The sequence below is a fragment of the Falsiroseomonas frigidaquae genome (genome assembly GCF_012163145.1).
Taxonomy (GTDB): domain Bacteria; phylum Pseudomonadota; class Alphaproteobacteria; order Acetobacterales; family Acetobacteraceae; genus Falsiroseomonas; species Falsiroseomonas frigidaquae.
In genome coordinates this window covers 126,755-141,708 of the sequence record NZ_JAAVTX010000002.1, presented here as the reverse complement: position 1 = coordinate 141,708, position 14,954 = coordinate 126,755, and the positions used below count along the sequence as shown (strand labels likewise).

10 protein-coding genes are annotated in these 14,954 nt (G+C 69.2%); 8 read left to right on the top strand and 2 right to left on the bottom strand.

Annotated elements, in window-relative coordinates:
* Positions 1-570: 570 nt before the first annotated feature.
* A complete protein-coding gene (locus HB662_RS05065) occupies positions 571-2,166 on the top strand; it encodes a right-handed parallel beta-helix repeat-containing protein (RefSeq protein WP_209443125.1) in 1,596 nt (531 codons plus the stop codon).
* Positions 2,167-2,228: 62 nt separating this feature from the next.
* On the opposite strand, the gene HB662_RS05060 is transcribed toward HB662_RS05065, so the two are convergent.
* On the bottom strand, positions 2,229-3,086 hold the full coding sequence (locus HB662_RS05060) for a LuxR C-terminal-related transcriptional regulator (protein WP_168047852.1): 858 nt from the start codon (positions 3,084-3,086) through the stop codon (positions 2,229-2,231).
* Positions 3,087-3,720: 634 nt separating this feature from the next.
* On the opposite strand from HB662_RS05060, the gene HB662_RS05055 reads away from it, so the two are divergent.
* Positions 3,721-5,067, top strand: a complete 1,347-nt coding sequence (locus HB662_RS05055) for an outer membrane beta-barrel protein (RefSeq protein WP_168047849.1) — start codon at positions 3,721-3,723, stop codon at positions 5,065-5,067.
* Positions 5,068-5,242: 175 nt separating this feature from the next.
* Positions 5,243-5,794, top strand: a complete 552-nt coding sequence (locus tag HB662_RS05050) for a polysaccharide biosynthesis/export family protein (protein WP_245185461.1) — start codon at positions 5,243-5,245, stop codon at positions 5,792-5,794.
* 210 nt (positions 5,795-6,004) lie between these two features.
* On the opposite strand, the gene HB662_RS05045 is transcribed toward HB662_RS05050, so the two are convergent.
* Complete coding sequence (locus HB662_RS05045) at positions 6,005-8,281, bottom strand: nucleotide-binding protein (RefSeq protein WP_168047847.1); 2,277 nt, start codon at positions 8,279-8,281, stop codon at positions 6,005-6,007.
* Positions 8,282-8,536: 255 nt separating this feature from the next.
* On the opposite strand from HB662_RS05045, the gene HB662_RS05040 reads away from it, so the two are divergent.
* The 5 genes from HB662_RS05040 (at position 8,537) to HB662_RS29625 (ending at position 14,931) form a co-directional block, all read left to right on the top strand.
* Positions 8,537-9,340, top strand: coding sequence for a WecB/TagA/CpsF family glycosyltransferase (locus HB662_RS05040; RefSeq protein ID WP_209443124.1), 804 nt, complete (start codon positions 8,537-8,539; stop codon positions 9,338-9,340).
* 295 nt (positions 9,341-9,635) lie between these two features.
* Complete coding sequence (locus HB662_RS05035) at positions 9,636-11,099, top strand: exopolysaccharide biosynthesis polyprenyl glycosylphosphotransferase (protein ID WP_168047845.1); 1,464 nt, start codon at positions 9,636-9,638, stop codon at positions 11,097-11,099.
* 28 nt (positions 11,100-11,127) lie between these two features.
* Positions 11,128-12,108 (top strand): UDP-glucuronic acid decarboxylase family protein, encoded by a 981-nt coding sequence (locus HB662_RS05030; RefSeq protein ID WP_168047843.1) that lies wholly within the window; start codon positions 11,128-11,130, stop codon positions 12,106-12,108.
* A gap of 130 nt (positions 12,109-12,238) precedes the next feature.
* Positions 12,239-13,687: a mannose-1-phosphate guanylyltransferase/mannose-6-phosphate isomerase gene (locus HB662_RS05025; RefSeq protein ID WP_408871623.1), complete on the top strand. Its 1,449-nt coding sequence runs from the start codon at positions 12,239-12,241 to the stop codon at positions 13,685-13,687.
* A 143-nt stretch (positions 13,688-13,830) separates the two neighbouring features.
* Positions 13,831-14,931, top strand: a complete 1,101-nt coding sequence (locus HB662_RS29625) for a TonB family protein (RefSeq protein ID WP_168047841.1) — start codon at positions 13,831-13,833, stop codon at positions 14,929-14,931.
* Positions 14,932-14,954: the final 23 nt, after the last annotated feature.

Genomic DNA, 14,954 nt, shown 5'->3' with positions numbered 1-14,954 from the left:
TAGCGAAGCGGGCCGGGGCGATCGCTGGCGCGCAAGGATGAGTTGCACTGTTCGGTTGGGTCGGAAGCGATGCGGATTCCTAATAGTTGTTTAAGCGGAATCCCATGCACGCCTAGATTGCATTCCAGGAAAGCAGAGGTTAACAAGTTGGGGCGAGATCGCGTTTTCGTGATCCCGTCGCCAGGGCAAACGCCCCGGCGCAGCTTGCCCGGAGTACCGAATCACATGGCTCGCAGCCCGAAATTCTTTTGGAAGCAGCTCCCCGTCGCTGGCTGGGGAGGCGCGGATGACGACGCCGCAACCGGCACGCCAGGCTCGGCGGAGAGCCCGACCCAGACGCTTTCCCGGTTCTGGGGTCCGCGTGGCAATTGGCAGCGGCTGGACCGGGAGCCCCCGGAGGCGGCGCCACAGCCTGCGCCCCAGCCGGCCCCGGAGCCGGCGCCCCAGCCGGTCCCTGAACCTGAGCCCGTGCCGGCCCCGGCCCCCGAGCCTGTGCCGGTCCCGGCGCCCGTGCCAGTCCCGGCGCCCGTGCCAGTCCCGGCGCCCGTGCCAGTCCCGACCCCCGAGCCCGTGCCGGTCCCGGAGCCTGAGCCGATCCCGGAGCCCGAGCCCGAGCCCGAGCCTGCACCGGAGCCCGAGCCCGAGCCCGAGCCCGAGCCCGAGCCCGAGCCCGAGCCCGAGCCTGCGCCCGAGCCCGAGCCTGCGCCGGAGCCCGAGCCTGCGCCCGAGCCCGCACCGGAGCCTGCGCCCGAGCCCGTGCCGGCACCCGCCCCTGTGGGAAGCGGCGCGCCTGATGGTGCAATCACGGTTTCCGTCGGCGACAACATCCAGGCGATGGTGAACGCCGCCGCCGAGGGCGCCGTGTTCTGGATCGAGGAGGGCGTGCATCGCCTGCAGTCGATCACGCCCAAGGAAGGCCAGCAGTTCCTCGGCGAGGAAGGTGCCGTGCTCAGCGGCGCCAGGCTTCTCACCAGCTTCGCCAAGGAGGGTTCGCTCTGGGTGGCCAGCGGGCAGACCCAGCAGGGGATGCGGAACGGGCAGGGCGAAGGCGCCGAGGGGTATGACCGCGCCGGATTCCCGGAGACGCTCTACATCGACGACAAGCCGCTCAAGCACGTCGATTCGAAGGCGGAGGTGAATGCCGGCACCTACTACTTCGATTACGCCGCCGACAAGATCTTCTTCGGCGCCGATCCGTCCGGCCACAAGGTCGAGGCGAGCGTCACGCCCTGGGCCTTCGAGGGCGGGGCAACCGACGTCGTCGTGCGCAACCTGACGATCGAGAAATACGCGACTCCGATCCAGCGTGGCGCCATCGGCGGCGACCACCTGCCGGAGAGCTGGATCATCCAGGACAACGACATCCAGCTGAACTACGGCGTCGGCATCGCCGTCGGCAGCAACACGCAGGTGCTGGACAACCGCATCCTCAACAACGGCGAGATGGGCATGGCCGGCGTCGGCCAGGACATCCTCGTGCAGGGCAACGAGATCGCCAGCAATGGCTTCTGGTCCGGCATCGACGTGCTGTGGGAAGGCGGCGGCACGAAGTTCGCGCTGACCGAGAACCTGGTGGTTCGGGACAACCTGGTGCACGACAACCACGGCTTCGGGTTGTGGACCGATATCGACAACTTCAACACGCTGTACGAAGGCAACCAGGTCGAGAACAACTCGCATGGTGGCATCGTGCATGAGATCAGCTACGACGTCGTGATCCGCGACAACGTGCTGACGGGCAACGGCGCAGGTTTCGCCGATTGGCTGTGGGGTGCCGGAATCATCATCCAGAATTCCCAGAACGCCGAGATCTACGGCAACACCGTGGATATGACGAACGGCGCCAACGGCATCAGCCTGATCCAGCAGGATCGCAGCGACGTCGAATCCTTCGGCGGCACGGCGGACCGGGGCGCGTATGTCACGGTCAACAACCACGTGCATGACAACGTCATCATCAGCCGCACGGCCGATCATGGCGGCGTCGGTGCCGTGGCGGATTTCGATGAGGCTGGGCTGCTCAATGGCGGCAACCTCTTCGACAACAACGAGTACCAGGTGACCAGCGCGAGCGACGACCGCTTCGCGTTCGGCGACTGGTATGACTGGAGCAGCTATCAGCAGGTCTCGGGCTGGGACCTGAACAGCACGCTCACGATCATCTGAGCTTGCGACCCGGCCGGCCCGATCGGGCCGGCCGGTGGCGGAGGGGTGGGTTGGTTCCGGTGCTATTCCGCCGGAACGGCCACCTCCTCCATCGTCATCGCGGCCCTTGGCGCCGCGGCACTGCCGGCGAGCAGGCGCTGGCCCGGAAAGCCGAAAGCCGTTCGCGGGCTGGGCGTGCAGGCCTGCCCATCGGCGGCTTCCGAGAAATGGAAGTTGTTGGTGACGGCCCAGATTGCGGCCTGAGTCCGGTTGGTCATGCGGGTCTTCCGCAGCAGCGCCTTGACGTGCGCCTTGACCGTCGCCTCCGTGAGCTGCAGGTCGCGTGCCAGTTCCTTGTTGGAGCGACCATCCATCAGGCATTGCAGGATCTGGCACTCGCGCGGCGTCAGCGATGCCGCGCGGCCGAGGTCCTGGCGGCCTGCGCGGGCCTCCTGCGGCGACCCCCGCGCCGCCGACGGCCGGCTTGCCGGGTCGAGCAGCAGGCGGAGAAGCTCCGCCGGCATCATGCGCTGTCCGAGCTGCACGAGTTCGAGCGCCCGCCGCAGCACGTCGCTGGAGATGTCGCGCGACAGCAATGCCTCGGCGCCCGCCTCGATCGCGGCCAGCAATACGTCCGGCTGCTGCAGATCGGTCAGGACGACCAGCTTGATGCGGGGGTGGCTGCGCCGAAGCTCCGCCATCCGGGGGAGCTCCCGCAGCGCCTCCACCTCGGAAGAGAAGCTGCAGAGCGCAAGATGGAGCGGCGTAGCTGTCCGGATGGACCGCAGCGCGTCCTCGATATTGCGGCCGCCTCCGACGACGGTGATCGGCGAGGCGTCCAGAAGGCGGCGCAGGGCATCCAGGAATAGCCGCTCGGAATCGATGATCACTGCGTTGATGGGCTCGAACGAGTCCAAATCCACACTATCCTGAATACTCATCGGGGTTATCCTTTCGCTGCGGCCGATTCCTTAATACTAAGGCACTATTCACGAGGGCTTGAGTGGTTGGATGCTGGTCCCGTCGATCCTTTGGGACACTCCGTGGGCTCGTCTCATGGAAAGACGGTATCCCTCGCGGCGAGCGGATACAATAATTATTCTCTTTCTTTATTCTTTCTCAGACTGGGTGGCACTCTCGTTCAGCGGAAATCAGGGCGAAAAAATATCATTAGAGATAATTGCGACGGCGTTTTCTGAACTCCCTGTTGGCGATGTCTGCGACACTTCAGGAGGGCTACCTCCAAATTTCCATCGCCCGCCCGCATCCCCTGGCACGATCGCGGATGTGGTGACGCCACAAGGCGCGCCTGCCGGTCGTTGCCGATGCTTCTGCGGGAGATACCCGAACGGCGCCTGGTCCCGGCCACAACGAAGCAGCCCCGGACGCCAGCGATTGCCAGGTGGAACCCCATTGGGCCAAGGATCGTCGAAACGGGCAACTAACGATCCTGTGTCCCGAAATCGGGTCGCAATGTGCCTGTGGCAGTCTATCGTCGTCACGGCCAGGCCGCGTCACGCGGAGGAGTCCCACCGCGCGATGTCGGACATCTTCATGAGATCATCGGAGGCGACCATGAGTGCAGGTGCCGTGCAGCCGCCGGGCTTCCTGCCCGGAGATGCGCCGCCGCCCGCGGCCGGCAGGCGTGCCGGAGCGGGACGCAACGCGGTGCGCGCGGCGGCGCTGATCTCGGCCGGGGCCGCGGCCCTGGCAGCGCCACCGGCGGCGGCGCAGCTCGGCAATGCCCCCGATGTGGCGCGCGGCATCACGGTGCAGACGCGGCCCCGTCCGGCCTTTGATCCGCTCGGCGTGCGGCTGCCCGGTTTTCGGCTGGATGCGGGCATCGACCTCGGCGCCGGCTATGACGACAACACGGCCGGTACCGGTCGCAACACCAATGCCAGCGGCTTCCTCGAGGAGCAGATCAGCCTCAGCCTCAACAGCACCTATACCCGGCACGCCCTGGGGCTGAGCGCGACCCAGACCAGCCGCAAGTATATCGGTGACGACGACTACAGCTGGAACGACTACGGTGTGCTCGCCTTTGGCCGCTACGACATCGGCCGCGCCTCCTCGGTCCGGGTCGAGTACAGCCGCGTGCGGAGCCATATCGACGTCACCAGCTTCGAGGTGCAGCAGGGTTCCCTGACGGAGCCGCTGCGCTTCGACCAGGAAGCGTTCCGCGCCAGCGGTGTCGCCGCCTTCAACCGGGTGAACGTGACCGGCGCGGTGGAAAGCCGCAGCTTCCGCTTCCAGGAACAGGATGATCCCGGATTCCGCGGCGGCAACGCCGCGGCGAATGATTACAGCCGGCTGAGCGGCGAACTCGGCGCATCCTATGTCATCGTGCCGGGGCGCAGCGTCTCGCTGACATCCCGGTTGTCGGAGATCACCTATGACCGCGCCGACCAGCGTGGCCGCGATTCGACGACGTGGGAGATCCTGGCCGGGGCGCAATACGACCTGACCGCGCTGGCCTATGCCAGCGTCAACCTCGGCTACCGCCGGCGCGAATTCAACGACCCGACGATTCCCAGCATCTCCGGCCCGGCCTTCGAGGGACGGCTGGTGCTGCTGCCGTCGCAGTTGGTGACGCTGACCTTCGGCGTGCAGCGCAGCATCGAGGAATCGCTCCGCGGCAGCAATGTCAGCTACGTGCTGACCTCCGGCCGCGTGCAGGCGGATTACGAGTTGCGCCGCAACATCATCCTCAGCGCGGAGCTGCGCGCGGACCGGCTGGAGTACCGCGACCCGGACCAGGTGGCGACGCAGGGCGTCGGCACGCTGAGCGCGCGCTTCCTGCTGAACCGCAATGCCTCGATCGTCGCGAGCTATCGCCACGCGCGCAGCCTGGACGCGCCGGCGGGGTTTCAGGAATTTGATCGAAACGTCTTTCAAATCCGACTTAGCCTCGCGATTTGAAGTTGTTCGCGCCGATCCCTTGGACCATTATTTGTCCGTCTGGGTGGTAGATGGGATCATCATTCTTGTCTGCCCAATATCACTCGTCGTCCAACCGCAGAGTGAGGCAGTCCTGGCGATGACCTATACTGAAAAATACTTGCGCTTTGCTGAAATTGCATCGCGCAGGCGCTTGTTGCTTGCGGCGCCATTTCTCGCGGGGCTGGCATCCGCCTGCACCGCGCCCGGCGCCAATCTGCCGGTTCTGGCGGAGCATACCGGTGGCGCCTACCGGCTTGGGCCGGGCGACCAGCTTCGCGTGCTGGTGGCCAACGACCCGGAGCTGACCCGCGAATTCAGGGTGAGCGACACCGGCTCCATCGCCATGCCGCTGGTCGGCGCCGTCCGCGTCGCCGGACGCACGACGGAGGAAACGGCAACCTTGATCGAACGGGCGATGGTGGATCGGGAATTGTACAACGACCCCTCCGTCGCGGTTGAGGTCGTCACCTATCGTCCGGTCTTCGTGCTGGGCATGGTGGAGCGCGGCGGGCAGACGCCGTACCAGCCGGGCATGACCGTGCTGTCCGCCGTCGCCGTCAGCGGCGGCTTCAACTACCGCGCCGTCACCGACTATGTCGGGATCTCGCGCGTCGCCGAGGATGGCCGGCCGCGGGAATATCGCGGCACCCGGCAATCGGTGCTGCTGCCTGGCGACGTGGTCAACGTGTTCGAACGGATCCTGTAGGACGCACAGCCCGCCCGGAGGCGGCCGCCGCGCGGCGGCCGCCTCGCTGTGCGATCATTTATGAATGCAGGCGGGTCGGCCTCCCGGGCTCTTCCGCCCCGCCGGGCCCCAGGCGGCCTTCACCTTCTTCCAGCAGCCAAAGGTCCTCCGCGGCTCCTCAGCTGCGGGCGACTTCGGTCTGTCGTCGAATCCGCCTTCGCGGATCACCCTCTAGCGGACAACCATCCGGCGCGAGGCGCGGCCGCGGCCAGCCAGCCTTTCATAGAAGCGCCGCTCCTTCACATAGAAGGTGCACTGATCGACGAAGCGCAGCGCCGCGTGCCGGCGCAGGTTCACGCGGTTCACCACGATCCCGTCCACGGAAACCCCATGGTCGCGCATGCGCCGGAGCGCGGTGCTCAGCACGGATTTGCGCGTGCTGGACCAGCGCACCACCTGGATGACGGTATCCGCCAGGCGACCGAGCACCAGCGAATCGGCCACCAGCATCACCGGCGCGCCCTCGATGATGATGACGTCGAACTGGCTCGTCGCGTCCTCGATCAGCGTGCGGAAGCGGTCGGTGCCGAACACATCCGCCCCGGCGCGCAGGCTGGCGCTGCGGCGGATGACCACCATGGAATTCTTTGGCGCGCTGCCATCCGCCGGTACCGGCAGGCCCTCGCTGGCCTCCTCGAAGCGGGCCGGTTCCACCGGCTGGGCGTCGCGCCGCGCCGGGACGCCGTCGATCAGCATCACCCGCCGCCCGGCGGAAGCCAGCGCGCAGGCCAGCGCCGCGCAGAAGGTGGACTTGCCCTCGCCCGGCATCGCCGAGGTCACCAGGACGATGCGGCAACCGCGCGTCGCGTCGAACAAGCCGACGCTGGCACCGACGGAGCGGATCGCCTCCTGGAAGATCGGCATGCCGGAGGCCTTGTGGTGCGTCTCGCTGGCGATCGCCACCGCATCGCGCGGCGGCAACTGCGGCACCATGCCGAGGCAGCGGGCGCCGGCGGTGTCGTCGATATCGCCACTGGTCCGAACGCCCTGGTCGCGGCGCTCCAGCAGCAGGCCAAGGCCGACGCCCAGTATGCCGCCGCCGGCCACGCCCAGCAGCAGGACGATCGCCGGGCGCGGCGAGGTCGCGGCCCGCACCGGCTCCGCCGCCATGGCCAGCACGGCACTGGGCGGCGCGATGGCGGCATCCGCCAGCGTCTGCTGGCGGCCGCGGACCAGCGCGGCCAGGCGCGTCTGCGTTTCCTGTGCATTGGCCTGCAGGGTGCGCAGCGCCGTCTCGTCCGGTTTCGCTTCGATCATGTTGCGTTGCAGGGCGGTCAGCGCGGCCGTCAGCTCCGTCTCGTTGCGCCGGGCGGCCTCCAGTTCGGTCCGCGCGATCTCCACCGCGCGGCGCCCTTCCGCCGCCAGGCGCCCGCGCACCTCGCCCAGCCCGGCGCGCGCTTCCGCCACGCGCGGGTGCTGGCTGCCGAGGCGAGTCTGCAGCTGGCCCAGGTCGCGCCGCGCCGCCAGCTCGCGCTCCAGCAGCGCGGAGATCAGCGGCTGGCCCTGCACGTCGGAGGCGGATGGCGTGCCGCCGGCGGCCACGATCTCCTGCACCCGGGCCAGGCGGCGCTCCTCGTTCATGCGCGTCATGATTGCGGCGTTGAGCTGCGAGGTCAGGGCGCGAAGCTGCTGCCGCGCCACATTCTCCCCATCGCCGCCGGCGCCGGGCACGCCGGGTTCGAGGATGTTGGTGCGTTCCCGGAATGCGGCGATCTCGGTCTCGAGTTCGGCGAGCCGGCCGGAAGCCTGCTCAACCTGCTCGTCGATCCAGGCCACCCGGCGCTGCGCCAGGTCCCGGCGGCCCTCGACCTCCCGGCGCAGGTAGATCTCGGCGACCGCATTCGCGATGCGTGCGGCAAGCTCCGGGTCGGTTGCCTTGTAGCCGATGGAGACGAGGTAGGACCGGTTGTCGGTGGAGACCGTCAGGTTCGCCAGCACCTGTCGCATGGCGCGTTCGCGCCGCAGCTCGGCCGTATCCTGCTCCGTCCTGCCAGGCAGGATCGTGTCCAGCGCCAGGCGTGCCGGTTCGATGAGGGGTGGCGGCAGCCGTTGCAGCAGCGCCGGCAGGCCACCACCGCCACCGAACCGGTCCGCCAGCCCCAGCTCATCCACCACCGCCCGCACCAGCGGGCGGGACCGCAGGATGCGCGCCTCGTTCTGCACCAGCGCTGCCGGGTCCAGGACCACGGTCGGGGCGCCGGTGGCTGGGCGGTCCGCTGTCCGGTGTGCGAGTTCCAGCTGCACCACCGCCTCGCTGGCGTAGATGCGCGGCAGGACCTGCAACGCGGCGACCGCGGCGGTGACCGACAGCAGCAGGATGAACAGGATCAGGTAGCGCCGGCGCCAGACCGACATCAGGGTCAGGGCGGCGATCTGCTCCCGGTTCGCGGCGAGCGAGACGCTGGGCCGCTTGTGGTCGAGCAGCATGTCGTAGGGGGCGCGGTCCACTGGAAGGCTTCTCCGATCCGGCTGGCGCCGGAGGCACGCGGTGGCGACGGATCGCCGGCGGCCCCCTCGCGTGGCACGGCAGCATCATGGCGCCGCAGCACGACGCCCCGAAGGACGATTGAGGAGTAGTCCATCTGGTCGGCGCCACGCGCCCCGCCTGCGCCGCCAGATGCCCAACATGATCAGGTGCATTCGCCGCTGCGCGGTTGCACCGTCGCGCAGCTTTCGAAGCCGAACAGCAGCGGGAATCCGGCGATGAATGAAGTGTGCGCGCCGCAGCGGGTGAACATCCTCGGCGTCCGTGTCAGCGCGCTGACGATGGGCCGCGCGACGGCGACGATCGAGCGCTGGATCCGGGACGGCGAGCACCACTACGTCTGCATCACCGGCGTGCACGGCGTGATGGAGAGCCAGCGCGATGCCGAGCTGATGCAGATCCACAACGCGGCCGGGCTGGTGACGCCGGATGGCGTGCCCATGGTCTGGATGTCGCACTGGCTGGGGCATCCGGAGGTCGAGCGGGTCTATGGTCCGGACCTGTTGCAGGAGATGTGCCGGATCTCTGCGCAGAAGGGCTACCGGTATTTCTTCTATGGCAGCACGCCGGAGACGCTGGGCAAGCTCACCACGGCGCTGACGCGGAAGCATCCCGGCCTGCAGATCGCGGGCAGCCTTTCGCCGCCCTTTCGCCCGCTGACTCCGGAGGAGGATGAGGCGGAGATTGCGCGCATCAACGACTCCGGCGCGCAGGTGGTCTGGGTGGGGCTGAGCACGCCGAAGCAGGAACGTTGGATGGCGCGGCATGTGCACAGGTTGAACGCATCCGTCCTCGTCGGCGTCGGCGCCGCCTTCGATTTCGCCGCGGGCGAGAAGGCGCAGGCGCCGCGCTGGATGCAGCGCAGCGGGCTGGAATGGAGCTTCCGCCTGGTGACGGAGCCAAGGCGCCTGGCCGGGCGCTACTTCCGCAACAATCCCGCCTTCATCCTGCGCGCCATGCGCCAGCTCGCGCAGCATCATGCGACGGCGTGGCGTGGCGGCACGAAGACCGTGGCTCGGTAGGGCATACTCCCATTGCCCCGACCGGACCGCCACGATTGCGCCCTATACCTGAATGCGGAAACGCGGACCCGGATCGGTCCGCGCGGGCAGGAGTGGGATCATGCACGAGCGACGCCTTGCGTTCAGGCCAGATCCCACACGGTTGCGTCCATTCCTTGGTGCCACAGCGTTCGCTGCATACGCCTTGCTGGCACCAGGCCCGCGGGCCTGATGTGCCGCTGCCGCGGGCGGGGTTGTCTCGCCTGGATGCCGAAGCACCGCGCCGTGCCTTCGACCTGTCGCTGGAGCCGACCTCATGAGTGACATGTTCCCAGATGCCGTCTCGCGTTATGCGGCGGGCCAGGGCAGGCTCGGCGGGTCGCTGCGGCTGCGCGGCGTACGGCGCCGGGCATTGCAATGGCTGGCACTTCCGGCGGCCGACCTGTTTGCGGCGCAGCTCGGCATCCTGCTGGCCTTCACCGGGCTGTCGGCGCTGGCCGATCCGCTGGCGCCGCCGCTGCAATGGGAAGCACCGCTGGGTGCGGCGCTGGGCGTGGCCCTGCTGGCCGCGCATCGGCTTCTCGGCCTGTATGACACCACGGGGCATGGTGCGCTCGAACGGCTGCGGTTGCGTGTCATCGGTGCCGTCGCCGCGCCCTGCCTGGCGGTCACCATCCTCGTCGCCTTCGATCTGGCCGCCAATGTCACGCTATCCTCCATCATCTTGGCCAGCGCCCTGGCGGGCGCCATCGGGCTGCTGCTGGAAGGCCTGCTGCGGCCGGTGATGATCCGCCACGGCGCCTGGGGTTCGCCCGCGCTGGTCCTCGGCTCCGGCGCCGCCGCGGCGGGGCTGGCGGAACGCCTGATGCGGCAGCCGGAGCTTGGGCTGCGCCCGATCGGCTTCGCGGCGGACTGCGTGGCGGCGGAGGCGCCGATGCCCTTGCCCAACCTCGGCACCGTGGCGGAAGCCGCGCGCAGCCATGGTGGCGCGGTGGCCGTCATCGCCATGACCGGCGAGATGGCAAGCGGCGAGATCGCCAGGCTGCCCTTTCATCGCATCATCGCGGTGCCGGACAGCGGCAACCTGCCGACGCTGCGGGTGAATTTCCGGAGCCTGGGCGGTGATCTCGGCCTGGAAGTCTCGAACCTGTCGCAGGCGGTGGCGCAGCGGCGCATCAAGCGCGGGCTGGAACTGCTGATCACCATTCCCGTCTTCCTGGTCGCCATCCCCGTCGTGCTCGTGCTGGCACTGATGATCAAGGCGATCAGCCCGGGCCCCGCCATCTATGTGCAGCGCCGGGTCGGGCTGCATGGCAGGCCGGTGGACGTGCTGAAGCTGCGCACCATGCATATCGGTGCGGAGAATCTGCTGGCGGAGCTTCTCGCGCGGGATCCGGCGGCGCGGGCGGAGTGGGACACGCACATGAAGCTGGCGCATGATCCGCGCGTGCTGCCGGTGATCGGCGACTTCCTGCGCCGCAGCAGCCTTGATGAATTGCCGCAGCTCTGGAATGTGCTGCGTGGCGATCTCAGCCTGATCGGCCCGCGGCCCTTCCCGGACTACCACGTCGCGCGCTTCGACCAGGATTTCCAGCAGCTCCGGATGAGCGTGAAGCCGGGGTTGACCGGGCTCTGGCAGGTCGCCGAGCGCAGCAATGCGGACCTGCGGCGGCAGGAGGCGCTGGATACCTTCTACATCCGCAACTGGTCGTTGTGGCTCGACCTCTACATCGTGCTGCGGACCCTGCCCGCCGTGCTGCGGGCGCAGGGGGCGCGCTGATTTCCTTCAACCCTTTCGTGGGGCCACCATGTCAAAGATCCGCAAGCGTGTCCTGGTAACCGGCGGCGCCGGGTTCCTCGGGTCGCATCTCTGCGACCGGCTGGTGGCGCAGGGCCATGATGTCCTCTGCGTCGACAACTACTTCACCGGGCGCAAGGAGAACATCCTGCACCTGATGGAGAAGCCGAACTTCGAGGTGATGCGCCACGACATCACCTTCCCGCTGTATGTGGAAGTTGACGAGATCTACAACCTGGCCTGCCCCGCATCGCCGGTGCACTACCAGTATGACCCGGTGCAGACGACGAAGGTCAGCGTGCTCGGCAGCATCAACATGCTGGGCCTGGCCAAGCGGGTCGGTGCGCGCATCCTGCAGGCCTCCACCAGCGAGATCTACGGCGATCCGACGGTGCATCCGCAGACCGAGGATTACTGCGGCAACGTCAATCCGCTCGGCCCGCGCGCCTGCTACGACGAGGGCAAGCGCTGTGCGGAGACGCTGTTCTTCGACTATTCGCGCCGTCACAACGTGAAGATCCGCGTCATCCGCATCTTCAACACCTACGGCCCGCGGCTGCATGACAGCGATGGCCGCGTGGTTTCGAACTTCATCGTGCAGGCGCTGCGCGGCGACAACATCACCATCTACGGCGATGGCCAGCAGACGCGTGCCTTCTGCTACGTCGACGACCTGATCGACGGCATGCTGGCGATGATGGGCGCGGATGAGGATGTGCCGGGCCCGATCAACATCGGCAACCCGCATGAGATCTCCATGCTGACGCTGGCCGACCGCATCATCGCGCTGACCGGGGCGAAGTCCCGCCTGGTGCGACGGCCGCTGCCGCAGAACGACCCGACCCAGCGCTGCCCGGACATCACCCGTGCGCGGCAGCTGCTGAACTGGGAACCGAAGGTGCCGCTCGATGAAGGGCTGCGCCGCACCATCGCCTATTTTGCCGAACGCATGCCGGAAGCAGCGGCGACCGCGAGGGCCGCGGTCGGCTGAGGCACAAAGCTCCTGCGGGATCGCGGAGCGCGAATTGGGGGTTTCCGCCATGGACCTGAGCACGCTCGATCATCTGGAACGGCCGGCCGAGGCAGGCGTGACGGATCTCATGCCGGAGGCATCCGCGGCGATGCCGCTGGTGCCGGCGGGCATCGTGCCGGTGATCCTCTCGGGGGGTAGCGGCAGCCGGCTGTGGCCGCTGTCGCGCGAAAGCCTGCCGAAGCAGTTCCTGCCGCTGACGACGCATCGCACCATGCTGCAGGAGACGGTGCTGCGTGCCAGCGGCCTGCAGCCGGATGGCGCTGCATTCGCATCACCCATCATCGTCTGCAACCAGGAACACCGCTTCCTGGCCGCGGCGCAGCTCTCCGCCATCGGCATCGAGGAGCGCCGCATCCTGCTGGAGCCGGTCGGCCGCAACAGCGCGCCCGCCATCTGTGCCGCCGCGCTGCTGGTGGCGGAGGAGGATCCGGACCGGCTGATGTGGATGATGGCGGCCGATGCGCTGTTCGAGGATACCGCCGCGCTGCACCAGCACCTTGCACCCGCGGTGGCCGCGGCGCGCGCCGGCCGCATCGTCACCTTCGGCATCCAGGCGACGGCGCCGGAGACCGGCTACGGCTATATCGAGGTCGGGGCGCCGCTGCCCGGCGCGCTCGGTGCCCACGCCATCGCCTGCTTCGAGGAGAAGCCGGCGCTGGAAGTGGCGGCGGCCTTCGTCGCCTCCGGCCGCCATCTGTGGAACTCGGGCATGTTCCTGTTCACCGCCCGCAGCCTGCTGCGGGAGATGGCGCAGCATGCGCCGGAGGTGCTGACGCATGTCACCCTGGCGATGGAGCGGCGCCGGCAGGACCCGGATTTCATCCGGCTGGATACCGAGGCCTTCACCGCCTGCCCGAGCCTCAGCCTGGACCATGCGGTGGCGGAACGCACCGGCCTCGGCGCCGTCGTGCCGGCCGATCTGGGCTGGAGCGACGTAGGCAGCTGGGATGCGCTGTGGCAGGTGGCGCCGAAGGATGAGGCGGGCAACGTCGCCACCGGCGATGCGCTGCTGCACGATGCCAATGGCTGCTACGTTCGCAGCGGAGAAGGCGTGGTCACCGCCGTCGTCGGGCTGCGCGACGTTGTCGTGGTGGCCACGGGCGATGCGGTGCTCGCCCTGCATCGCGACCATGCGCAGGACGTCAAGCGCATCGTCCAGCGCCTGCAGGGCATGGGGCGGAGGGAGGCCTCGCACCACCGCCGCTGCGAACGCCCCTGGGGCTTCTACGAGACGCTGCGCCTGGGCGATCGGTTCCAGGTCAAGCGCATCGTCGTGCAGCCGGGGCAGAAGCTGAGCCTGCAGAAGCATGTGCATCGCGCCGAGCATTGGGTGGTGGTGGAGGGAACCGCGCTGGTGACGCGGGATGCGGAGGAGGTGATGCTGACCGAGAACCAGTCGATCCACCTGCCGCTGGGCTGCGTCCACCGCCTGGCGAATCCGGGCCGGATTCCGCTGGCGATCATCGAGGTCCAGCTCGGCGCCTATCTCGGGGAAGACGACATCCTGCGGCTGGAGGATGTGTTCGGCCGCTGCTGAGGCGGCGGCCGATCACCAGGCGACGCGTCATCAGGCGACGGGTCACCAGGCGCTGATTTCCGCGATGGCGTGGAATGCCCTATGGCGGGCCACGCTTCACATCGGGCCCCGTGCCAGACGCTTCCCGCCTGCCCAGCCGATCCATGCCGCGTTTCAGCGCCGCGCCCCGCCAGACGGCGCGCCGCGAGCCGGCGCCGTTGCCGGCTGGCGGCGGCGAGTCCTCCGCGCGCCTGCTGCCGGCCGGGCCGCGGCGCCGGCGCTGGCTGCTTGCCTGGCTGCTGGCCTCGTTGCTGCTGCACGGGGTGCCGGCCTTGTATCTCACCGCGCCCATGCCGGAGCTGGAGGCGTTGCCGCCGCCCGCGGTGGAGGTGGTGTTCGAGGGCGGCGGAGCACAGCGGCCGGCCGCCGAGCCGCCGCCGGGGGTGCCGGGCCCACCGCCGACCCCGCCCGCGCCGCCACCCGCGCCGGCAGCAGCCCCAGCCCCGGTACCGGTCCCGGCACCCACATCGCCGCCGCCGCCGGTGCCCCAGCCGCCCCGGCCCGCGCCGCCCCGCCTGGCGCCCACGCCACCGCAGCCCGCGCCACCGCAGCCTGTGCCGCCGCCGCCGGCGTCAGCCCTTCCCCAGCCCGCGCCCCCACCGCCTGCACCAGCCCCGCCTGCCTCGACCCAGGCAGCGGAGGCGGCGGCGCCCGTGCCGGTGCAGGACCCGGCGGCCTCGGAGGATCCGCTTCCAGCGCCGCCGCCGCCCGCGCCGCCGCCGCCCCGCCGGGCCGCGCCGGCGCTGCCGCCCGGGGTGATCTGGGCGCCGGGCGGTGTGCAGCTCGGCCAGCCGGCGCGGCCCGCCGCTCCCTCGGGCCGGCCCGCTGCGCGCGGCCTGGATCTCCGCCTCGATCCGCGCATGCTGGAGGGGGAGGCCAGCGCGGATGGCAATCTGCGCGTCACCGGCGCCCAGGTCGGCGCCGATTGGCGCGCCGCCTTCCGCCGCTGGCTGGACCAGAACATCAGCTACCCGCTGGGCGCATTGCGGGAGGGCGAATCGGGCAGCGTGCGCGTGCGGGTCATCGCCGGGCCGGATGGGCGCGTGCGCAGCGTGCGGCTGACCGGCCCCTCCGGCTCTCCATCCCTGAACTTCGGCACCACCTTTCCCTTCAGCGGCGCCCAGCTGCCGGCCTTCCCGCCGCCGGCGGACCCGGAGGGTGTGACCATCGACCTGACGGTGAACTACATCCTGCTCCGGCGCTGAAACCCGCGGGCAGGCAGCGCGAC

Bases quoted from the DNA above. Each gene is read 5' to 3' on its own strand.
- HB662_RS05060 (WP_168047852.1), bottom strand. From the start codon at position 3,086: ATGAGTATTCAGGATAGTGTGGATTTGGACTCGTTCGAGCCCATCAAC.
- HB662_RS05055 (WP_168047849.1), top strand. From the start codon at position 3,721: ATGAGTGCAGGTGCCGTGCAGCCGCCGGGCTTCCTGCCCGGAGATGCG.
- HB662_RS05040 (WP_209443124.1), top strand. From the start codon at position 8,537: ATGAATGAAGTGTGCGCGCCGCAGCGGGTGAACATCCTCGGCGTCCGT.
- HB662_RS05035 (WP_168047845.1), top strand. From the start codon at position 9,636: ATGAGTGACATGTTCCCAGATGCCGTCTCGCGTTATGCGGCGGGCCAG.
- HB662_RS05030 (WP_168047843.1), top strand. From the start codon at position 11,128: ATGTCAAAGATCCGCAAGCGTGTCCTGGTAACCGGCGGCGCCGGGTTC.
- HB662_RS05025 (WP_408871623.1), top strand. From the start codon at position 12,239: ATGCCGCTGGTGCCGGCGGGCATCGTGCCGGTGATCCTCTCGGGGGGT.
- HB662_RS29625 (WP_168047841.1), top strand. From the start codon at position 13,831: ATGCCGCGTTTCAGCGCCGCGCCCCGCCAGACGGCGCGCCGCGAGCCG.